This is a genomic window from Sorangium sp. So ce204 (assembly GCF_051526795.1).
GTDB lineage: Bacteria > Myxococcota_A > Polyangia > Polyangiales > Polyangiaceae > Sorangium > Sorangium cellulosum_B.
Map to the genome: position 1 here is coordinate 599799 of NZ_CP150317.1, position 20522 is coordinate 620320.

Here is a 20522-nt window from a genome sequence, read left to right on the forward strand (position 1 = left end):
CTGGAACAGCCCGGACCCGCTGAACGTTGTGCCCGATCCGGCCCACCTCCTTCATCGACATTGCGCTGGCAGCTGGGACATCGCCTCGCCCGCCCCGATCCGCGCGGCGGCCAGGGCGTGGGACTTCGCCGCGCACCCCTTGGACGCGACCGCCCGCTTGGCGCTCGCGCCGATGGCGGCCCTCGCCTCGGCCTTCTTGGGGCCATCGCAGGACGCGAAGCGCTTCACCGCGAGATCCGTGTTGCCGCCGTTCGCCAGGTTGATCGCGGCCCTGCACTCCTGCTCCGCCTTCTCGTTGCCGGGCGGCGGGGCCTTGGGCCCGGTGGTCGGGGTCGGGGTCGTCGGCGTCGGCGTGTTCTTCGGGGTGTCCGGAGGCGCCTTGTCCGGGCCGGTGGGCTCGGGCGGGGGAGGCTCCTGGGTGGTCGTGGTCGTGGGCGTGCCCACGGGATCCGACGCCACGGTGACCGACGGCGCGCCCGTGGGCAGCGGGATCGCTGTCGACGTGCTCTCCTCCGTCGTGCTCCCGCCGCTCCCCTTCGTCATCATGACGATGCCCACGACGCCGAGCACCGCGACGGCCGCGACCGCGGCGAGGATCGGAGCTGCCTTGCTCTTCTGCGGCGCCGGCGGCGGCGCGGGGAACACCTGGCCGCTGCCCGTGGGCACGGCCGGGTGCGCCGGCACGACAGCCTGATCCATGACCGTCGCGGCCTGATGGGCCTGATGGGCCTGATGGTTGACGACGGTCCTCACCGGCCCCGAGCCCGTGGGCGGCCCCGCGACGAACAGCGGCTCCCCGAGCTGCGTCTGACCCGAGCGCGACGGCATCAGCGCTGTCCCGCTGGTCGGCGCCTCGCTCCCGACGAGGGTGCGCGGCGCCGCCGCGAGCACCGAGAGGCGGGCGCCCGCGCCGATCGTGAGATCCTCGTAGAACTCCCGCGCCGACTGCTGCCGGTCCTCGCGCCGCTTGCTGAGGGCCCTCATGACGGCCGCCTTCATCTTCGGCGGGGCCGCGGCGCCCATCGGCACCGCCTCGAACGGGAACGGCTGCGCCGTCATGTGCTGCGTCGCCCATGCCCACGGCGTGTCGGCGTCGAACGGCAGGCGCCCGGTGAGCATCTCGTAGGTCAGCACGCCGAGCGAGTAGACGTCGCTCCGCGCGTCGAGCTCGGTCCCCGTGAACTGCTCCGGGCTCATGTACGGCGGGGTGCCGAGCACCGTCCCCTGCTGTGTCAGCTTCTGCTCGGCCTTGGCGCTGCGCTCGTCGCGCTTCGCGATGCCGAAGTCGAGGACCTTGACGTAGTCCTCCTCGCCGGCGCGCCTGGTCAAGAAGATGTTGGCGGGCTTCAGGTCGCGGTGGACGATCCCCTTCTCATGGGCCTCTTGGAGCGACCCGCACGTCTGCGCGATGATGCGATCGACGCGCTCGGGAGAGAGCGCGCCGCCCCGCTCGAGCGCCGTCTCCAGCGACTGTCCGTTGAGGAGCTCCATCGCGATGTAGAGCTCCCCGGTGTTCGTCTGCCCGAAGTCGTACACCTTGATGGTGTTCGGGTGCTCGAGCTCGCTGACCGTGCCGCACTCCCGCATGAAGCGCGCGACCACCTGCGGATCCTTCGCGTGCTGCGAGAGGAGCGTCTTGATGGCGACCTTCCGCACCGACGTGCCCATCGGCTGCTCGCCGTTGTAGACGCGGCCCATCCCGCCCTCGCCGAGCACGCCGATGATGCGGAACCGGCCGCCGACGATGGCGCCGATGAGCGGGTCTGCTTCCACCGGCGCGACAGGGAGGAGCGCGCCGCACGTGGCGCAGAAGCGCGCCCCATCGATGTTTGGCTGATGGCAAGCGGGACATTCCATGCGATCGAACCTCTACCCCCAAAGCATGACGGAACGCGATCGTCGCCTCGGGCCGCTCCGCGGCGCGCCCGGGCGAGCGTGCGCCGCGCAGGATCGCAGCAGCCGCGAGCGGAGCGCAAGGGACCCGGGCGCGCAGCTGCGTGAGCGCCTCGCCGCCGCGCTCCGCGCGCCGCGGGAGCGTGCTCCTCGACGTCCGCACTTGAAAACCGGGAGCGCTCGAGCGAGATCGGCGCCGTCGGAGGACGCCGGTGCTCTCGAGCGCCCAGCTCGACCGCGCGGTCAGACCGCGCTCTCGCAGCCGATTCCAGCGAAACGGACGAAAACGATGCACACCGCTTGACACGTCTCTTGCAGGGGGCTAAGAGCCTCCTCCCTTCGCGGGACTCGTCTACCTTCGGAGCGACGTGAGCGGCACCAACAGCTTCACCTCGCTGCGGTCCAGCTCGGTCGGGACACTCCGAACCGTGCAGGCAGGCGGTCCAGCAGGGCCGGGAGTTGATTGCTCGCACAGAAGTGATCGGTCTTGGGACATTTCGCTAGGTCAGCACGCACGTTTCCCGGAGCCCGGGGACGGGCAGCGGGTGGATGCCGCTGGCGTAGCTCAATCGGTAGAGCACCTGCCTTGTAAGCAGGGGGTTAGGGGTTCAAGTCCCCTCGTCAGCTCCGATGCAAGGCGATGCACGGCAACAGATCGGTGGTTCGGGAGGTCAGGGCAGAGACAAAGCCGGTAAAATCTAATAAATAGAGAAAATCTGGAGGGTTGCCCGAGCGGCCAAAGGGAGCAGACTGTAAATCTGCCGGCAATGCCTACGATGGTTCGAATCCATCACCCTCCACCGGAGCGACGTCTCGCTCCGAAGGCGGTCCGACCAGGAACCAGATCCGCCGGGGTCTCTCCCGACGGAAGCCCGCGGGTGTAGCTCAGTTGGTAGAGCGTCAGCCTTCCAAGCTGAACGTCGCCGGTTCGAACCCGGTCGCCCGCTCCGTGGTCGGTCGTTTGCCCACCTAGCTCAGTTGGCAGAGCACGTCCTTGGTAAGGACGAGGTCGTCGGTTCAATCCCGATGGTGGGCTCCAGCGAGGACAGCGCAACGCAGTCGCGAACTTCATTTCGGCAGGAGACATCTCGATGGCCAAGGAGAAATTCACTCGTACGAAGCCGCACGTGAACGTGGGCACCATCGGCCACATCGACCACGGCAAGACCACGCTCACGGCGGCGCTCGTCAAGGTGCAGTCGAAGCGCAACCTGGCGAAGGCGATCTCGTACGCCGACATCGCGAAGGGCGGGACGGTCCGTGACGAGACGAAGACGGTGACCATCGCGGCGGCGCACGTCGAGTACGAGTCGGCGAACCGCCACTACGCGCACGTCGACTGCCCCGGGCACGCCGACTACATCAAGAACATGATCACCGGCGCGGCGCAGATGGACGGGGCGATCCTCGTCGTGTCGTCGCTCGACAGCGTGATGCCGCAGACGCGCGAGCACGTGCTGCTCGCCCGGCAGGTCGGCCTGAACCACATCGTCGTGTTCCTCAACAAGTGCGACGCGGTGGACGACCCGGAGATGCTCGACCTTGTCGAGATGGAGGTCCGCGAGCTCCTGTCGAAGTACAAGTTCGACGGGGACAACGCGCCGGTGGTCCGCGGCGCGTCGCTGCCCGCGCTTCAGGGCGACCCGAAGTGGGAGGAGACGATCCAGCAGCTGCTCAGCGCGCTGGACAGCTACATCCCCGAGCCGGTGCGCGACATCGACAAGCCGTTCCTGATGGCGGTCGAGGACGTGTTCTCGATCAAGGGCCGCGGCACGGTGGCCACGGGCCGCATCGAGCGCGGCGTGATCAAGGTCGGCGACGAGGTGCAGATCATCGGCTTCAAGGACACGAAGAAGTCGGTCGTGACGGGCGTCGAGATGTTCCGCAAGCTGCTCGATCAGGGGCAGGCGGGCGACAACGTCGGGTGTCTGCTCCGCGGCGTGGAGAAGGAAGAAATCGAGCGCGGCCAGGTGCTGGCGAAGCCCGGGTCGATCACGCCGCACACGAAGTTCACCGGTGAGGTGTACGTCCTCAAGAAGGAGGAGGGCGGGCGCCACACGCCGTTCTTCACCAACTACCGGCCGCAGTTCTACATCCGGACGACGGACGTGACCGGCACGGTGAACCTCCCCGAGGGGGTGAAGATGGTGATGCCGGGCGACAACATCACGATGACGATCGAGCTCATCGCCCCGGTCGCGCTGGAGGAGCAGATGCGCTTCGCCATCCGCGAGGGCGGCAAGACGGTGGGCGCCGGCGTCGTCACCAAGATCCTCGCGTAGGAGGCCGACGTGGGCGAGCAGGCCGGTGGGTGGCGTGCGGCGCGCATCGCCGTCTCACTGGCCTGCCGCGAGTGCAAGTCGCGGAACTACAAGACCACGAAGGCGCCGGACCAGGTGGTGTCGCTCAAGAAGTTCTGCAAGCAGTGCAAGAAGCACACGGTTCACGACGAGACGAAGTGAACGAGTGCTCAGGAAGGCGCAGCGATTCTAGGGGTATAGCTCAGTTGGTAGAGCAGCGGATTCCAAATCCGCAGGTCGGGAGTTCGAGCCTCTCTGCCCCTGCCGGGGGATGTGGGCGCCTCAGGGCCGCCCCTGGATCCTCACCGAGCAGGCCATTGTCTGCCGCGGGTCGGCGCGTTTGGTGTTGTTATGGCGAAGGGTCAAAAAGACAAGCCGCCGACGAAGGTCGCGGAGGACGAGGAGCCGGAAGAATCCGGACCGAGCTCGCCTGCCGAGGACTCGTCCCTCGTGGTGCGGAGCGAGGGGACGGGGGCTGCTGACGCGAAGGACGCCGAGGCGCCGAGTGCCGATGAATCGAACGACGCCGACGAGGCCGAGGACGAGGAGGTCGCGGCCGCTCAGCTCGGGTCGGAGCGCTACGTGCTCGCCGGCTTCTTCGCCGCGGGGATGCTGCTCGCCTACCTGCTCGGCAAGGTCGTCCATGGCGTCTGGGCGACCCTCGCCAACAAGGACTGGTTCAGCCGGGCGCTGCCGGCGCTCTCCGCGGTGGGTGACGACGACAAGACGACGTACGGCATGATCGTCGGCGGCGTCGTCGCGCTGGTCGTCGTGTTGCGCGCGTTCCGCAACCCCGAGCTTCGCGCCTGGAGCGACGACGTCGCCGCCGAGCTGGCGAAGGTGAAGTGGCCGACCAAGAAAGAGGTGACGAATGCGACGTTCGTCGTCATCGCGACGACCACCGTGGCGACCCTCTACCTGGCGCTGCTCGACCGCTTCTGGGCATTCGTGACCAACATCGTTTACGGCGATGGAAGCTGAAGCAGGGAGACCCTGAGGGAATCAAGCGCCATGGCCAAGAAGTGGTACGTCATCCATACCTACTCGGGATACGAGGCGAAGGTGCGCGACGCGCTCCAGCAGCGCGTGAAGCAGTACAGCCTGGAAGATCGGTTTGGCGAGATCCTCATCCCGAGCGAGACGGTCACGGAGAACCGTCCTGGCGGTAAGACCCGCGTTCGTCAGAAGCTCAGCCTGCCCGGCTACATCTTCGTGGAGATGGAGATGAACGAGCAGGTCTGGCACCTGGTCAAGGACACGCCCAAGGTGACCGGCTTCATCGGCAACCAGACGCCGCAGGAGGTCCCGATCGTTCAGATCGACAATCTCCGGCGGGGGATCGTCGAAGGGGCGGTCAAGCCGAAGCCGCGGCTCACGTTCGAGGTGGGTGAGGAGGTGCGGGTCCTCGACGGCGCCTTCGCGAACTTCACCGGCACGGTCGATGACGTGAAGATGGACAAGCAGAAGCTCAAGGTGAAGGTCAGCATCTTCGGCCGACCCACCAGCGTTGAGCTCGACTTCTCAGCCGTGGAGAAGCGCTAGCCAGGAACGGACGGCTGCAAACCTGCGGGCGAGCACCGCGCCTCCGCGGTGCTCCGCTGTTTCTCTGAATAGTAGACCGCCCGTCGGGCGGCGGTTCGATAGGGTGCGAGATTCATCATGGCGAAGAAAGTCACAGGGTACGTGAAGCTGCAGCTTCCGGCGGGCAAGGCCAACCCGTCGCCCCCCGTCGGTCCGGCGCTCGGCCAGCACGGCGTCAACATCATGGCGTTCTGCAAGGACTTCAACTCGCGGACGGCGGCGCAGGGCGACATGATCATCCCGGTGGTGATCACGGTCTACTCGGACCGCTCGTTCACGTTCATCATGAAGACGCCGCCGGCCTCCGTGCTCCTCAAGAAGGCGGCGGGGCTCGAGACGAAGAAGAAGCCGGGCGCGGGCTCCAAGGAGCCCAACAAGGTCAAGGTGGGCAAGGTCACGCAGAAGCAGCTGAAGGAGCTTGCCCAGCTCAAGATGCAGGACATGAACACGACGAACCTCGAGTCCGCGATGCGCAGCATGGCGGGCACGGCGCGCTCGATGGGCATCGACGTCGTCGACTGAGGTGGTCGTTGGCGCTCCCCGCCGCCCGGGGATGCGCCCCGCCGCGCCGGGCGCCCCGGAGGGCGTCCAGCGGGCCAGAAGCAAGACTTACCACGGTAGTTTGAGGCGCACCGTGGGAGGCGAGAGCCGTTAAGAAGGAGGGCATGTGCCGAAAGTCGCCAAGAAAAAAGTCGCAGCGCGGGCAGTCGTCGACCGCGCTCGAAAGTACACATTGCAGGAGGCGTGCGCGCTCGTGAAGCAAGCGGCGCCCGCCAAGTTCGACGAGACGGTGGACCTCGCGGTCCGGCTGGGTGTCAACCCGCGGCACGCGGACCAGATGGTCCGTGGCGCCGTCGTGCTCCCGCATGGGACGGGGCAGTCGCTCCGGGTCCTTGTCTTCGCCAAGGGCGAGAAGGCCAAGGAGGCCGAAGCGGCCGGCGCCGACTTCGTCGGCGAGGCGGATCTCGTGAACAAGGTCCAGGAAGGCTTCATGGACTTCGATCGCGTGATCGCCACCCCTGACATGATGGGTCTGGTGGGCAAGCTCGGCCGTATCCTCGGTCCGCGCGGCCTGATGCCGAACCCGAAGGTCGGGACCGTGACGTTCGACGTGAAGACGGCCGTCTCGGAGGCGAAGGCCGGCAAGGTGGAGTACCGTGTCGAGAAGGCGGGCATCGTGCACGCGCGGATCGGCAAGGTCTCCTTCGCGGAGAACGCGCTCCACGTGAACGCGGACGCGCTGATCCAGGCGCTCGTCCGGGCCAAGCCGGCGACGGCCAAGGGCATCTACCTCCGGAGCATCACGATGTCTTCGACGATGGGCCCCGGGGTTCGCATCGACCCGGTCCACTTCATCGGCAAGACGGAGGAGGCGTAGCCCATGGAACGGTCCCAGAAGGAAGTGCTGATCGGCTCCGTCCGGCAGAAGTTCGAGCGGATGTCTTCCGCGGTCTTCCTGGACTTCAAGGGGATGAACGTCGAGGCGGTCACCAAGCTTCGCGATGAGTTCCGGAAGTCCGGCGTGGAGTATCGGGTCGTGAAGAACACGCTCGTCCGCCACGCCATCAAGGAGCACCCCTGGGCGAAGACCCTCTCGAAGAGCCTGACCGGCATGACCGGCGTGGCCTGGAGCTACGAGGATCCGAGCGCAGCGGCCAAGGTCGTCAAGGCGTTCCGCAAGGACAACCAGAAGCTGCAGATCAAGGCGGGGCTCATCGAGGGGCAGATCCTCTCGGGGGACGCCGTCGAGACGCAGCTCGCGACGATGCCCGGCAAGGATGAGCTTCGTGCCACGCTGCTCGCGACGCTGCAGGCGCCGCTCCAGCAGTTCGTGCAGCAGCTCAACGCGCCTCTCCAGAATTTCGCTTATCTCCTGAAGGCGAAGGAAGAGGAAGCGGGCAAGCAGGCCTGAGAGGGTGCTTTCGTATCAATTGGGCCTTGCGCCCGTCTGGTTTTGGTTTACATGGCCCCCTCCCCGGGGCGCGCAGAAGAGTTTGAAGGAGTCTTGCAATGGCTGAGATCACGCGCGAGCAGGTCGTCGATTACCTCTCCAACCTCCCTGTCATCCAGATCGCCGAGCTCATCAAGGACCTCGAGAACAAGTGGGGCGTCAAGGCTGCCCCCGCGGCCGTCGCCGTCGCTGCCGGCCCCGCGGCCGCCGCTCCGGCCGAGAAGGCCCCGGAGCAGACCGAGTTCGACGTCATCCTCGCGAACGCGGGCAGCAACAAGATCGGCGTCATCAAGGCGATCCGCGAGATCACCGGTCTGGGCCTGAAGGAGGCGAAGGACCTGGTCGAGGCCGCGCCGAAGACCGTCAAGGAGCAGGTTTCCAAGGCGGACGCGGAGGAGATGAAGAAGAAGCTCGTCGAGGCAGGTGCTACCGTCGAGCTCAAGTAACGATCACCGCTCCCTGCAAGGGAAATCGGGATCCGCCGGCGGACGGCGGCAGGGGCGGTCGTCCCTGCCGCACGTCCCGCTTTTGTCTGATGAACGGGACCGCGTTTGCGGGCCCTCGCGCAACGCTGAAGAGGGCCGCGAGTACGGGTCCTCGGTCAATCCTGAAGAGGACCGCGGGTGCGGGTCCTCGGCCAACGTCGGAGCTCAATGGGTCGCCACGCGGTCCGCTCTGCCCCCACAACCAAGATGTTTTGGGTCCTCATTCCCTGGGGACGCTCGCTCGCCATTCGTGCGTAGCTTCGTGTTCGTTGCTCGGTTCGAGCCGTGCGCCCGCCCCGCACTGCTCGTGTGAGCCGGAGGAAATCGATGCCGTCGGTCGTCCAATCCAACTTCCGCGTCCGTAAGAACCTGGGTCGCGTTCGTCGCATCATCGACGTCCCCAACCTGATCGACATCCAGAAGTCGAGCTACGACAAATTCCTCCAGATGAGCGTTCCGCCGAACGAGCGGGAGGAGGTCGGGCTGCAGGCGGTGTTCCGCTCGGTCTTCCCGATCAAAGACTTCAACGGCACGAGCGAGCTCGTCTTCGTCTCGTACAACCTCGAGCCGCCGAAGTACGACGTCGATGAGTGCCGCCAGCGCGGCATGACCTACTCGGCGCCGATCAAGGTCACGAACCAGCTGATGATCTACGACACCCGCGACGGCGGGGAGCGGATCGTGCGCGACATCAAGGAGCAGGAGGTCTACTTCGGCGAGCTCCCGCTGATGACCGAGACGGGCACGTTCATCATCAACGGCACCGAGCGCGTCGTCGTCAGCCAGCTGCACCGGAGCCCCGGCGTCTTCTTCGATCACGACAAGGGCAAGACGCACTCGAGCGGCAAGCTGCTCTACTCCGCGCGCGTGATCCCGTACCGCGGCTCGTGGCTCGACTTCGAGTTCGACCCGAAGGACATCATCTATGTTCGCATCGATCGCCGGCGGAAGATGCACGCGACGGTGCTGCTGCGCGCGCTCGGGTACTCGACGCAGGACCTGCTGAACTACTTCTACTCGACCGAGACCGTGTACCTCGAGAAGGGTGGCAAGTACGCGAAGAGCATCGAGTACGATCTCCTGGCCGGCCAGCGGACGACGCGCGACATCAAGATCGGCAACGACGTCATCGTCAAGAAGAACACCAAGTTCACCCGCGCCGCCATCCGGAAGATGAAGGAGGCGAAGCTCGAGCGGCTCAGCCTCGAGCCGGAGGAGCTCGTCGGGAAGGTCGCGGCGCACGACATCGTCGACCCGGAGACCGGCGAGGTCGTGGTCGAGGTGAACGAGGAGCTCACCGAGGCGAAGCTCGAGCGGCTGCGCGACGCGAACATCGAGCAGTTCCGCATCCTCTTCATCGACGGCCTGAACGTCGGCTCGTACCTCCGCGACACGCTGCTCACCGACAAGGTGAAGACGATGGAGGACTCGATCCTGGAGATCTACCGGCGGCTGCGGCCGGGCGATCCGCCGACGCTCGAGACCGCCAAGACCCTGTTCCACAACCTGTTCTTCAACGCCGAGCGTTATGACCTGTCGAAGGTCGGCCGGCTGAAGCTGAACTACAAGTTCTACCGGGATGTCCCCGAGGACGAGCGGCCGGGGCTCGATCTCACGGTGCTCACGCCGCAGGACATCCTGGAGACCGTGCGTCACCTGATCGAGCTCAAGAACGGGCGCGGCTCGGTCGACGACATCGACCACCTCGGCAACCGCCGCGTGCGCGCGGTCGGCGAGCTGATGGAGAACCAGTACCGCATCGGCCTCGTCCGCATGGAGCGCGCGATCAAGGAGCGCATGAGCATGTCGCAGGAGATCGACACGCTCATGCCCCACGATCTGATCAACGCGAAGCCGGTCAGCGCGGTCGTGAAGGAGTACTTCGGGAGCTCCCAGCTCTCGCAGTTCATGGACCAGACCAACCCGCTCTCGGAGGTCACCCACAAGCGCCGCCTCTCGGCGCTCGGCCCGGGCGGCCTGACCCGCGAGCGCGCCGGGTTCGAGGTGCGCGACGTCCACGCGACCCACTACGGCCGTATCTGCCCCATCGAGACGCCGGAAGGTCCGAACATTGGCCTCATCGCCTCGCTGTCGACGTTCGCCCGCGTGAACGAGTTCGGGTTCGTCGAGACGCCGTACCGGAAGGTCGAGAACGGCCGGGTGACGGAGGACGTGATCTGGCTCTCCGCGCTCGAAGAGGAGGGCAAGTACATCGCGCAGGCGACCGTGAACCTCGACGAGGGCGGCCGCTTCAAGGAGTCGCTGGTCTCGGCCCGCTACAACGGCGAGTTCAAGATCGTCACGCCCGAGATGGTCGAGCTGATGGACGTCGCGCCGAACCAGATGGTGTCGGTCGCCGCCGCGCTCGTGCCGTTCCTCGAGCACGACGACGCGAACCGCGCGCTCATGGGCGCCAACATGCAGCGTCAGGCCGTGCCCCTCGTCGTGTCGCACGCGCCCCTCGTCGGCACCGGCATGGAGGAGCGGCTCGCCCGCGACTCCGGCGTCTGCGTCATCGCGCGGCGCCCCGGGGTCGTCGAGAGCGTCGACGCGACGCGCATCGTCGTCCGCGCCGAGGGCGAGGGCGCCGAGGTGCCCGATATCTACCACCTCATGAAGTTCCAGCGCTCGAACCAGTCGACCTGCTACACGCAGAAGCCGGTCGTCAGGACGGGCGAGGTGGTGAAGAAGGGCGACGTGCTCGCCGACGGCCCGTCGACGGACATGGGCGAGCTCGCGCTCGGCCAGAACGTGCTCGTCGCGTTCATGCCGTGGCAGGGCTACAACTTCGAGGACTCGATCCTTGTCTCGGAGCGCATCGCCAAGGACGACGTGTTCACCTCGATCCACATCGAGGAGTTCGAGTGCGTCGCCCGCGACACGAAGCTCGGCAAGGAAGAGATCACCCGCGACATCCCGAACGTCGGCGAGGAGGCGCTCAAGGACCTCGACGACTCCGGCATCGTGCGCATCGGGGCCGAGGTGCGGCCGGGCGACATCCTGGTCGGCAAGATCACGCCGAAGGGCGAGACCCAGCTCTCGCCCGAGGAGAAGCTGCTCCGCGCGATCTTCGGCGAGAAGGCCGGCGACGTCCGCGACAGCTCGCTCAAGGTGCCGCCCGGCGTCGGCGGGATCGTCATCAACGCCCGCGTGTTCTCGCGCAAGGGGACCGAGAAGGACGACCGCGCGCGGGACATCGAGGATCAGGAGCGGGCCAGGATCGAGCGGACGCGCGACGAGGAGATCAAGATCCTCCGCGACTCGTTCTTCCGCCGCATCCGCGAGCTCCTCCTCGGCAAGGAGGCGACAGGCAAGCTCGTCGACGACAAGGGCAAGGTGCTCTTCCAGAAGGGCGCCATCATCGACGAGCCCTCGCTCGCCGAGATCCCCCGCAAGTACTGGGGGGAGATCCCCGTCGACGACGCCGAGCGGGTCCAGCAGATCCTGCGCGACCTCGAGGAGCTCGTCCGCACGCGCGAGGAGCACTTCCGCGACAAGATCGATCGCCTCTCCAAGGGCGACGAGCTGCCGCCGGGCGTCATCAAGATGGTGAAGGTCTATATCGCCATCAAGCGCAAGCTCCAGGTCGGCGACAAGATGGCGGGCCGCCACGGCAACAAGGGTGTCATCAGCCGCATCCTCCCCGAGGAGGACATGCCGTATCTGCAGGACGGCAGGCCGGTCGATCTCGTGCTGAACCCGCTCGGCGTGCCGAGCCGCATGAACGTCGGTCAGATCCTCGAGATCCACCTCGGATGGGGCGCCTTCGAGCTCGGCAACCAGCTGACGCAGATGATCGAGCAGCAGCGGGCGAGCGCCGAGATCAAGGAGCACCTGAAGGCCATTTACGCGGGCGACGAGACGATGAACGGCTTCTTCGACGACCTCGACGACGGCGACGTCAAGCGCTTCGTCAAGACGGTCGATGAGGGCGTGTTCATGGGATCGCCGGTGTTCGACGGCGCGCACGAGTCGGACATCAAGGGCGCCCTCGATCTCGCGGGTCTCCCGACCTCGGGCCAGGCGATCCTCTTCGACGGGCGCACGGGCGACGCGTTCGATCAGAACGTCACGGTGGGCATCATGTACATGCTGAAGCTCCACCACCTGGTCGACGACAAGATCCACGCTCGTTCGATCGGGCCCTACTCGCTCGTCACGCAGCAGCCCCTCGGCGGCAAGGCGCAGTTCGGCGGGCAGCGGCTCGGCGAGATGGAGGTCTGGGCGATGGAGGCCTACGGCGCGGCCTACGCGCTGCAGGAGTTCCTCACCGTGAAGAGCGACGACGTGATGGGCCGCACCCGGATGTACGAGGCCATCGTGAAGGGGGACTACACCCTGGAGGCGGGGCTGCCGGAGAGCTTCAACGTGCTCATCAAGGAGCTCCAGTCGCTGTGCCTCAACGTCGAGCTGGTCGAGACGAGCGCAGGGGTGGAGGCGTCGGCCGCGGAGGAAGAGGAGTGATGCAGTTCGCCACGTCACGAGCGCCGCGCGCCTTCTCGGTGACGGCAGGGGAGGCGCGCCGCGCGGGCGGCGCGCTCCCGAACGCTCAAGCAGTGGGCGCGGACAGGTTCATCGGTTTCGTTTCTGTCTCCGGAGGTCTCCATGCGTGACATCTTCAGCTTCTTCGAGAAGCCCAAGGACCCGCTGTCGTTCAGCGCCATCCGCATCTCGCTCGCGAGCCCGGAGAAGATCCGCGAGTGGTCGCACGGCGAGGTGAAGAAGCCGGAGACCATCAACTACCGGACGTTCAAGCCGGAGCGCGATGGTCTGTTCTGCGCCAAGATCTTCGGGCCTGTGAAGGACTACGAGTGCAACTGCGGCAAGTACAAGCGCATGAAGCACCGTGGCATCGTGTGCGAGAAGTGCGGCGTCGAGGTCATCCAGTCGAAGGTCCGGCGCGAGCGGCTCGGGCACATCTCGCTGGCCACGCCGGTCGCCCACATCTGGTTCCTGAAGAGCCTGCCGTCGCGCATCGGCAACATGCTCGACATCACGCTCAAGGACCTGGAGAAGGTGCTCTATTGCGAGGCGTACATCGTCATCGATCCCAAGGAGACTGGCCTCATGCGGGGCGATCTCCTGAGCGAGGAGCGGTATCTGCAGCTCCTCGACGAGTACGGTGACGACAAGTTCAGCGCTGGCATGGGCGGCGAGGCGATCCTCGAGATGCTCAAGCAGGTCGACGTCCACGGCCTGGCGGAGCTGCTCAGGACGGAGATGCGCGCCGCGACCAGCGAGGCCAAGCGGAAGAAGCTCGCGAAGCGGCTCAAGGTCGTCGAGGCGTTCCGTGAGAGCGGCAACCGGCCCGAGTGGATGATGCTGACCGTGATCCCGGTGCTCCCGCCGGATCTGCGCCCGCTCGTCCCCCTGGACGGCGGCCGCTTCGCGACCAGCGATCTCAACGACCTCTACCGCCGCGTCATCAACCGCAACAATCGCCTGAAGCGGCTCCTCGAGCTGAACGCGCCGGAGATCATCATCCGGAACGAGCGCCGGATGCTGCAGGAGGCGGTCGACGCGCTGTTCGACAACGGCCGCCGCGGCAAGACGATCACCGGCCCGAACAAGCGCCCGCTCAAGTCGCTCTCCGACATGCTGAAGGGCAAGCAGGGCCGGTTCCGCCAGAACCTGCTCGGCAAGCGCGTCGACTACTCGGGCCGCTCCGTCATCGTCGTGGGCCCGACGCTGCGCCTGCACCAGTGCGGCCTGCCGAAGAAGATGGCGCTCGAGCTCTTCAAGCCGTTCATCTACAACAAGCTGGAAGAGCGCGGCTACGTCAACACCATCAAGAGCGCCAAGAAGATGGTGGAGAAGGAGCGCCCGGAGGTCTGGGACATCCTCGAGGAGGTCATCAGCGAGCACCCGGTGCTCCTGAACCGCGCCCCGACGCTCCACCGCCTCGGCATCCAGGCGTTCGAGCCCGTCCTCATCGAGGGCAAGGCGATCCAGCTGCACCCGCTGGTCTGCGCGGCGTTCAACGCCGACTTCGACGGCGACCAGATGGCGGTCCACGTGCCGCTGTCGGTCGAGGCGCAGATGGAGGCGCGCGTGCTCATGATGAGCACGAACAACATCCTCTCGCCCGCGAGCGGCAAGCCGATCATCAACCCGACGCAGGACATCGTGCTCGGGCTCTACTACGCGACCCGCGAGCGGAAGTTCGAGAAGGGGTCGTACCGCGCGGACACCCTCGCCTTCGGCGAGGACGGCGTGGCGCAGGGCTACCTGCGGGGCGTCTACGCCTCCCTCGAGGAGGTGCGGATGGCGTACGACAACGGCGAGGTCGCGCTGCACGCCGGCGTCCGCGTCCGCGTCCCGATCATCGACGACGAGGGCAACCCGCAGCTCGACGAGTTCGGCCACGTGAAGCGCCGCATCGTCGAGACCACGGTGGGCCGCGTCATCATCTCCGAGGTCCTCCCGAAGGGGGTCGCGTTCGAGTACGCGAACAAGACCCTCGACAAGAAGGCGCTCTCGGCGCTCATCGACGTCTGCTACCGCATCCACCGCAACAAGGAGACCGTCCTCCTCGCGGATCGGCTCCGCACGCTCGGCTTCGACCACGCGATGCGGGCGGGTATCTCGATCTGCATGGATCACATGGTGATCCCGCCGGCCAAGAAGGTGCTCCTCGGCGAGGCGCAGAAGGAGGTCGAGCGCGTCGTCGAGCAGTACCAGGAGGGGCTCATCACCGACGGCGAGCGGTACAACAAGATCGTCGATATCTGGGCGAGCATCGCCGACCAGGTCACGACCGAGATGATGGCCGGCATCGGCAAGGAGACGGTCGTCGACCACGAGACGGGCAAGGAGTCGATCGAGCCGAGCTTCAACCCGATCTACATCATGGCCGACTCCGGCGCGCGCGGCTCCACGCAGCAGATCCGGCAGCTGGCCGCGATGCGCGGCCTGATGGCCAAGCCGTCCGGCGAGATCATCGAGACGCCGATCACCGCGAACTTCCGCGAGGGTCTCAGCGTGCTCCAGTACTTCATCTCGACGCACGGCGCCCGGAAGGGGCTCGCCGACACGGCGCTCAAGACGGCGAACTCGGGGTACCTCACCCGGCGGCTCGTCGACGTGGCGCAGGACGCGGTCATCTCCGAGTTCGACTGCGGCACGCTCGACGGCATCCGCGTGGCGAAGCTCGAGGAGGCCGGCGAGGTCATCCAGCCGCTCGGGGACCGTATCCTCGGCCGCGTCGCGCTGGAGGACGTCGTCGACCCGCTCACCGGCGAGGTGCTCATCACGGCGAACACCGAGCTCGACGAGCAGGCGGTGCGGTCCATCGAGGACGCCGGCATCGAGGAGGTCGTCATCCGCTCGGTGCTCACGTGCCAGCTCCGCCGCGGGGTCTGCGCGCTGTGCTACGGGCGCGACCTCGCGCGCGGCTACCGGGTCAACATCGGCGAGGCGGTGGGCATCATCGCCGCCCAGTCGATCGGCGAGCCGGGTACGCAGCTCACGATGCGCACCTTCCACATCGGCGGCACCGCGGCGCGCGGCAAGATCGAGGCGAGCTACCTCGAGGCCCGCACCGAGGGCACCGTCCGCCTCCGCCGCGCGGTCGTCCAGAAGAAGAAGGACGGCACCATGGTGGTCATGAACCGCCACGGCGAGATCGTCGTCGTCGACGAGACGGGGCGCGAGCGCGAGCACAACCGCCTCGTCTACGGCGCCATCCTCAAGAAGGCCGACGGCGAGCGCACCAAGCCCGGCGAGCTGCTCGCCGAGTGGGACCAGTTCGCGACGCCGATCCTCACCGAGGTCTCCGGCGTGGTGAAGTTCGGCGACCTCATCGAGGGCGTCAGCGTGCAGGATCGCCTCGACGAGGTGACGGGCCTCTCGCGAAAGGTCGTCATCGAGTCGAAGGCGGCCGACGTCCGCCCGCGCATCTCGCTGAAGGACCCGGAGTCGGGCAGGACGCTGAAGCTCCCGAACAGCGAGCTCGAGGCGCGCTACCTGCTCCCTGTCGGCGCCCACATCGTCGCGCAGGAGGGGGATCTCATCGAGGCCGGCGAGGTCATCGCCAAGATCCCGCGCGACACGACGAAGGTGCAGGACATCACCGGCGGTCTGCCCCGCGTCGCCGAGCTGTTCGAGGCCCGAAAGCCGAAGGATCACGCGATCATCAGCGAGATCGACGGCGAGGTCACGTTCGGCAAGGACACGAAGGGCAAGCGGAAGGTGATCATCACGCCGTACTCGCCGGACGGGCACGCGCTCGGCGATCAGGCGCGCGAGTACCTGATCCCGAAGGGCAAGCACATCCAGGTGCAGCCGGGTGACCGGGTGCGCGCGGGCGATCCCCTCCAGGACGGCCCGCCGAACCCGCACGACATCCTCCGGGTGAAGGGCGAGAAGGAGCTGTCGGCCTGGCTCGTGAACGAGATCCAGCAGGTGTACCGGCTCCAGGGCGTCGGCATCAACGACAAGCACATCGAGGTCATCGTCCGGCAGATGCTCCGGCGGGTCCGGGTGCGCGAGGTCGGCGACACGAACTTCCTGGTGGACGAGCAGGTCGAGAAGCACATCTTCGAGAAGGAGAACGAGACCGTGCTCGAGCGCGGCGGCAAGCCCGCCATCGCCGAGGCGCTCCTCCTCGGCATCACCAAGGCCAGCCTGTCGACCGAGTCGTTCATCAGCGCCTCGTCGTTCCAGGAGACGACCAAGGTGCTCACCGAGGCCGCGATCAACGGCAAGACGGACGATCTCCGCGGTCTCAAGGAGAACGTCATCATGGGCCGCCTGATCCCGGCCGGGACGGGGCTGCCCGCCTACAAGCGCCTCCAGGTCGTGGTCGAGGGCGAGCCGGTGGCGCAAGCGCCGTACGTCGCCCCCCGGCCGCGTCCCGAGGAGACGCTCACGGCCGTGAACGAGGAGTAGCCGGCCTGCCGGCGCGCCCAGGGCGGGATCCAACCCCGACCCCGGGCGCGCCGCCCATCTCCCGAAGCGCGCTCGCAGCGCTCGGGAGGCGTTTTGCCCTTCGCTCTCCCGCTGACCAGCCTGGCGAGCCGCGCCGGACGTGGCGCGCGCGCCTACCCGGAGCCAGTCTTCACTTCCACGTCGCAGCGTATCGGGTCGAGCGGGCATCGCCAGCCAACCGGCGTCGGCTGGAATGCTCACAGGGCTCGCGCGCCGCGCCGAGCTCTGCTCTCATTCCTCGAGCGCACCCCATGGCTGCATACGCCGCGAGCGGCTGGCCAGCTCTCCCCGCGTGCTCCCGTTCCGCGAGGGTTCTTGGGCGCGCCACCTCCAATTTCTGGGTAGAATCAGGGTTTCGATGGCTTCCGTTCAAGGATTGAACCAGCGGATTGCCGATCGCCTCGTCCTCGAGGGGCGCATCACCCCGGACGATCACCGTCGTGCGGTGGAGTACGCGATGCGTACGCGCGGGCGTATCGAGGACGCCATCATCGAGCTCGACATCGTCAACGAGGCCGAGCTCCTGAAGTTCATCGCGACCGTCCACAACACCCGCTTCGTCTCGACCGAGAAGCTCTCGAAGGCGATCATCGAGCCCCGCGTGCTCGCCAAGGTCTCGGCGATCACCGCGACGTTGCACGGCGTCTTCCCGGTGCTGCTCGACGATCGGAACACGACGCTCTCGGTCGCGACGGCGGATCCCGACAACGACGTCGCGCTGCACGAGATCCGGCTCGCCGCGGGCGTGCGGGACGTACGCGCCATCGTCGCCAGGCCGGCGGCGGTCCGCGCGGCCATCGCGTACCACTACCGGGGCGACACGACCGCGTTCAGCTCGCTGCTGCGCCCGGTCAACTCGTTCGACGAGATCCTCTACACCAACAGCAATAACCCCTTCGAGCGCGCATCGATGACGCACGAGCGCGCGTCGATGACGCACGAGCGCGCGTCGATGACGCACGTGCCGGCGGTGGCCCCGCAGCCGGCGCACGGGCAGACGATGCACGGACTGCCGGCGCACGCGGCGCCCGCGCAGGCGGCGCCGATGCACCCGCAGGCGATGCACGTGCAGCCGGCGCACGCGGCGCCCGCGCAGGCGGCGCCGGTGCCCGCGGCGCTCGTCACGGCGCCGCAGGTGCCCGCGGTGATGCGGGCGCCCTCCGCGCCGCCCCGCGTGGCCCCGGCCGGGCCCCCGCCGACGCCGGTGCCCCCGTCGCCGCCCCCCCAGCAGCACGTCGCTCCCGCGCCGATCTCCGCGCCGGTCGCCGCGGCGCCGCCCCCCCCGCCGCCGCACCCGACGACGACCCACGCGTACGTCGAGACGCTCAACGTCCTCGTGAGCCTGCTCGAGAACGCGCGGCAGGATCTCCGCGGCCACTCCTCCACGGTCGCCCGCATCGTGCGCAAGCTCTGCGAGCGCATCGGCCTGCCGCCGACGACGGTCGCGAGCTACGTGGCCTCGGCCTACCTGCACGACCTCGGCAAGAACGGCCCGTACCACCTCACCGCGCTCAACGTCGCCGAGTACGAGGGGCACCGGCTCGCCGCGACGAAGAGCGTCGATCTTCCGGCGCACCTCATGGAGTCGGTGGGGCTGCCGCAGGAGGTCGTCTCGGCGATCAGCATGATGTACGAGCGCTACGACGGCAGCGGCTTCCCCGACGGCCTGTCCGGCAAGGAGATCCCGCTCGGCGCGCGCATCCTCGCGGTCGCGGACACCTACGCCGATCTCACGCAGAACCCGCGCAACCCGTACCGCAAGGCGCTCCGCCCGCCGGAGGCCTGCGACGTGCTCGCCCAGTACCGCGCCACCATCTTCGATCCGAACATCGTCGATCTCTTCCGCCAGGTCATGACGGGCGACGACATGCGCGCGAAGCTGCTCTCCGATCGGCACCAGGCGCTCATCGTCGACCCGGATCCCGAGGAGACGACGGTGCTCGAGCTGCGCCTGCTCGAGCAGGGCTTCGAGGTCTCGATCGCGCGCAACGTGGCGCAGGCGCGCCGCGAGCTCGAGACGAAGGACATCGAGGTGGTCGTCAGCGAGATCGACCTCGAGGAGCCCGACGCCGGCCTCGCGCTCCGCTCCGACGCGCTGAAGCTCGGCTTCGGTCGCGACAAGACGTGGGTCATCCTCACCGCGAAGACGGACCGGCAGACCGCCCAGCGCGCCTTCGATCTCGGCGTCGACGACTTCGTCTCGAAGCCGGCGTCGACCGACGTCATGGCCGCCAAGCTCCGCCAGCTCATCGAGCGGCGCTCCACGACCACCGTCCCCCGCGGCGTATCCGGCTCGCTCGCCGAGATGGGCCTGCCGGACATGATCCAGATCCTCTGGCACGGCCGGAAGACGTGCGCGCTCAAGATCCAGGCGAACTCCATGGCCGGCGAGATCCACTTCGCCGATGGGCAGGTCGTCCATGCGCTCTGGGCCGGCGCGCAGGGCGAGGACGCGTTCTACCGGATGCTCACGCTCCGGGAGGGCGACTTCCGCCTCGACCCGAGCTTCTCGCCCAGCACCCGCAGCATCACCGCGTCACCCGAGGCGCTGCTCCTCGAAGGGATGCGGCGCCTCGACGAAGGGACCTTGTCCTAGGCGCGCCGCGCTGGAGGCCGCTTGAAGAGCCCCGTCTGCATCGAGACCCCGCGGCTGCGCCTCTTCATCGCTCCCGTCGAGCTCGCTGGCCGCTACCTCGCCTATTTCGAGCGCAACCGCGACCACCTGGCGCGGTGGGATCCGCCGCGCCCCGAGGGCTTCTACACCGAGGCGTTCTGGCGCGAGCGCCTCCTCCGCGACCACGAGGACTTCGCCGCGGATCGCGCGCTCCGGCTCGCGCTGCAGTGGCGCGGCGCCCCCGGCGGCGAGCTGATCGGGGTCTGCAACTTCACGCAGTTCGTCCGCGGCGCCTTCCAGGCCGCGACCCTCGGCTACTCGCTCGACCAGCGCGCCGTGGGCTCGGGCCTGATGTTCGAGGCGATCGAGGCGGCGATCGCGTACATGTTCGACACGCTCGGCTTCCACCGGGTGATGGCGAACTACCTGCCGCACAACGAGCGCAGCGGCCGGCTGCTCCGGCGCCTCGGCTTCGCCGTCGAGGGGTACGCGCGCGATTACCTGTTCATCGATGGCGCGTGGCGCGACCACGTCCTCACCGCGCTGACCAACCCGAGGCCAGCGCCTCCGGGCGGCTCGCGAACGACGGGGGCAGCGCACCCCGTCCGCGGCGCCGGCCCCCGCCACGGTTGATCCGGCCGCTCCCGTGATCGCGCCGCCGCGCGGCGTCCTGGCTGCACGCCCCTGCCGGCCGGCGACCGGCCGGCAACCCGTCGAGAACGCTGAAGATTGCGGCTTGCCGGCCCGCGACCGCCGCGCGCCGCGTCTTG

The 20522-nt window shown here is 67.7% G+C and carries 13 protein-coding genes and 5 tRNA genes; 17 read left to right on the forward strand and 1 reads right to left on the reverse strand.

All coding sequences use genetic code 11. The features are described from left to right. Window positions 1-51: 51 nt before the first annotated feature. Window positions 52-1857 (reverse strand): serine/threonine-protein kinase, encoded by a 1806-nt coding sequence (locus WMF22_RS02195; protein ID WP_438034679.1) that lies wholly within the window; start codon window positions 1855-1857, stop codon window positions 52-54. A 590-nt stretch (window positions 1858-2447) separates the two neighbouring features. Here WMF22_RS02195 and WMF22_RS02200 point away from each other — a divergent pair. The 17 genes from WMF22_RS02200 (at window position 2448) to WMF22_RS02280 (ending at window position 20385) form a co-directional block, all read left to right on the forward strand. Next, window positions 2448-2520 (forward strand) — tRNA-Thr (locus WMF22_RS02200). A gap of 91 nt (window positions 2521-2611) precedes the next feature. Then, window positions 2612-2693: transfer RNA gene (locus tag WMF22_RS02205), tRNA-Tyr, on the forward strand. A gap of 74 nt (window positions 2694-2767) precedes the next feature. After that, window positions 2768-2840 (forward strand) — tRNA-Gly (locus WMF22_RS02210). 16 nt (window positions 2841-2856) lie between these two features. Then, window positions 2857-2932 (forward strand) — tRNA-Thr (locus WMF22_RS02215). A gap of 52 nt (window positions 2933-2984) precedes the next feature. After that, window positions 2985-4175 carry an elongation factor Tu gene (tuf, locus tag WMF22_RS02220; protein ID WP_437297488.1) on the forward strand — a complete coding sequence of 397 codons (1191 nt, stop codon included), beginning with the start codon at window positions 2985-2987 and terminating at the stop codon, window positions 4173-4175. A gap of 9 nt (window positions 4176-4184) precedes the next feature. Beyond that, on the forward strand, window positions 4185-4355 hold the full coding sequence (gene rpmG, locus WMF22_RS02225) for a 50S ribosomal protein L33 (RefSeq protein ID WP_012233038.1): 171 nt from the start codon (window positions 4185-4187) through the stop codon (window positions 4353-4355). 29 nt (window positions 4356-4384) lie between these two features. Beyond that, a tRNA-Trp gene (locus WMF22_RS02230) sits at window positions 4385-4457 on the forward strand. Between the two features lie 87 nt (window positions 4458-4544). Beyond that, window positions 4545-5174 carry a preprotein translocase subunit SecE gene (gene secE, locus WMF22_RS02235; protein ID WP_437297489.1) on the forward strand — a complete coding sequence of 210 codons (630 nt, stop codon included), beginning with the start codon at window positions 4545-4547 and terminating at the stop codon, window positions 5172-5174. A 30-nt stretch (window positions 5175-5204) separates the two neighbouring features. After that, window positions 5205-5735 carry a transcription termination/antitermination protein NusG gene (nusG, locus tag WMF22_RS02240; protein WP_012233040.1) on the forward strand — a complete coding sequence of 177 codons (531 nt, stop codon included), beginning with the start codon at window positions 5205-5207 and terminating at the stop codon, window positions 5733-5735. A 117-nt stretch (window positions 5736-5852) separates the two neighbouring features. Further along, complete coding sequence (gene rplK, locus WMF22_RS02245) at window positions 5853-6296, forward strand: 50S ribosomal protein L11 (RefSeq protein WP_437297490.1); 444 nt, start codon at window positions 5853-5855, stop codon at window positions 6294-6296. Window positions 6297-6441: 145 nt separating this feature from the next. Further along, window positions 6442-7152 (forward strand): 50S ribosomal protein L1, encoded by a 711-nt coding sequence (gene rplA, locus WMF22_RS02250; protein WP_012233042.1) that lies wholly within the window; start codon window positions 6442-6444, stop codon window positions 7150-7152. A gap of 3 nt (window positions 7153-7155) precedes the next feature. Further along, window positions 7156-7686 carry a 50S ribosomal protein L10 gene (rplJ, locus tag WMF22_RS02255; RefSeq protein ID WP_012233043.1) on the forward strand — a complete coding sequence of 177 codons (531 nt, stop codon included), beginning with the start codon at window positions 7156-7158 and terminating at the stop codon, window positions 7684-7686. 98 nt (window positions 7687-7784) lie between these two features. Beyond that, window positions 7785-8171 carry a 50S ribosomal protein L7/L12 gene (gene rplL / locus WMF22_RS02260; protein ID WP_437297491.1) on the forward strand — a complete coding sequence of 129 codons (387 nt, stop codon included), beginning with the start codon at window positions 7785-7787 and terminating at the stop codon, window positions 8169-8171. Between the two features lie 366 nt (window positions 8172-8537). Beyond that, window positions 8538-12674, forward strand: a complete 4137-nt coding sequence (gene rpoB, locus WMF22_RS02265) for a DNA-directed RNA polymerase subunit beta (RefSeq protein ID WP_437297492.1) — start codon at window positions 8538-8540, stop codon at window positions 12672-12674. Window positions 12675-12815: 141 nt separating this feature from the next. Further along, window positions 12816-17099: a DNA-directed RNA polymerase subunit beta' gene (rpoC, locus tag WMF22_RS02270; protein ID WP_437297493.1), complete on the forward strand. Its 4284-nt coding sequence runs from the start codon at window positions 12816-12818 to the stop codon at window positions 17097-17099. Between the two features lie 397 nt (window positions 17100-17496). Then, complete coding sequence (locus tag WMF22_RS02275) at window positions 17497-19734, forward strand: HD domain-containing phosphohydrolase (protein ID WP_438034680.1); 2238 nt, start codon at window positions 17497-17499, stop codon at window positions 19732-19734. 21 nt (window positions 19735-19755) lie between these two features. Then, window positions 19756-20385: a GNAT family N-acetyltransferase gene (locus tag WMF22_RS02280; protein WP_438034681.1), complete on the forward strand. Its 630-nt coding sequence runs from the start codon at window positions 19756-19758 to the stop codon at window positions 20383-20385. Window positions 20386-20522 lie beyond the last annotated feature (137 nt).

Coding starts and splice junctions, on each gene's coding strand:
- rpoC (WP_437297493.1), top strand. CDS start 12,816: ATGCGTGACATCTTCAGCTTCTTCGAGAAGCCCAAGGACCCGCTGTCG.
- rplL (WP_437297491.1), top strand. CDS start 7,785: ATGGCTGAGATCACGCGCGAGCAGGTCGTCGATTACCTCTCCAACCTC.
- nusG (WP_012233040.1), top strand. CDS start 5,205: ATGGCCAAGAAGTGGTACGTCATCCATACCTACTCGGGATACGAGGCG.
- WMF22_RS02195 (WP_438034679.1), bottom strand. CDS start 1,857: ATGGAATGTCCCGCTTGCCATCAGCCAAACATCGATGGGGCGCGCTTC.
- rplK (WP_437297490.1), top strand. CDS start 5,853: ATGGCGAAGAAAGTCACAGGGTACGTGAAGCTGCAGCTTCCGGCGGGC.
- rpoB (WP_437297492.1), top strand. CDS start 8,538: ATGCCGTCGGTCGTCCAATCCAACTTCCGCGTCCGTAAGAACCTGGGT.
- tuf (WP_437297488.1), top strand. CDS start 2,985: ATGGCCAAGGAGAAATTCACTCGTACGAAGCCGCACGTGAACGTGGGC.
- rplJ (WP_012233043.1), top strand. CDS start 7,156: ATGGAACGGTCCCAGAAGGAAGTGCTGATCGGCTCCGTCCGGCAGAAG.
- secE (WP_437297489.1), top strand. CDS start 4,545: ATGGCGAAGGGTCAAAAAGACAAGCCGCCGACGAAGGTCGCGGAGGAC.
- WMF22_RS02275 (WP_438034680.1), top strand. CDS start 17,497: ATGGCTTCCGTTCAAGGATTGAACCAGCGGATTGCCGATCGCCTCGTC.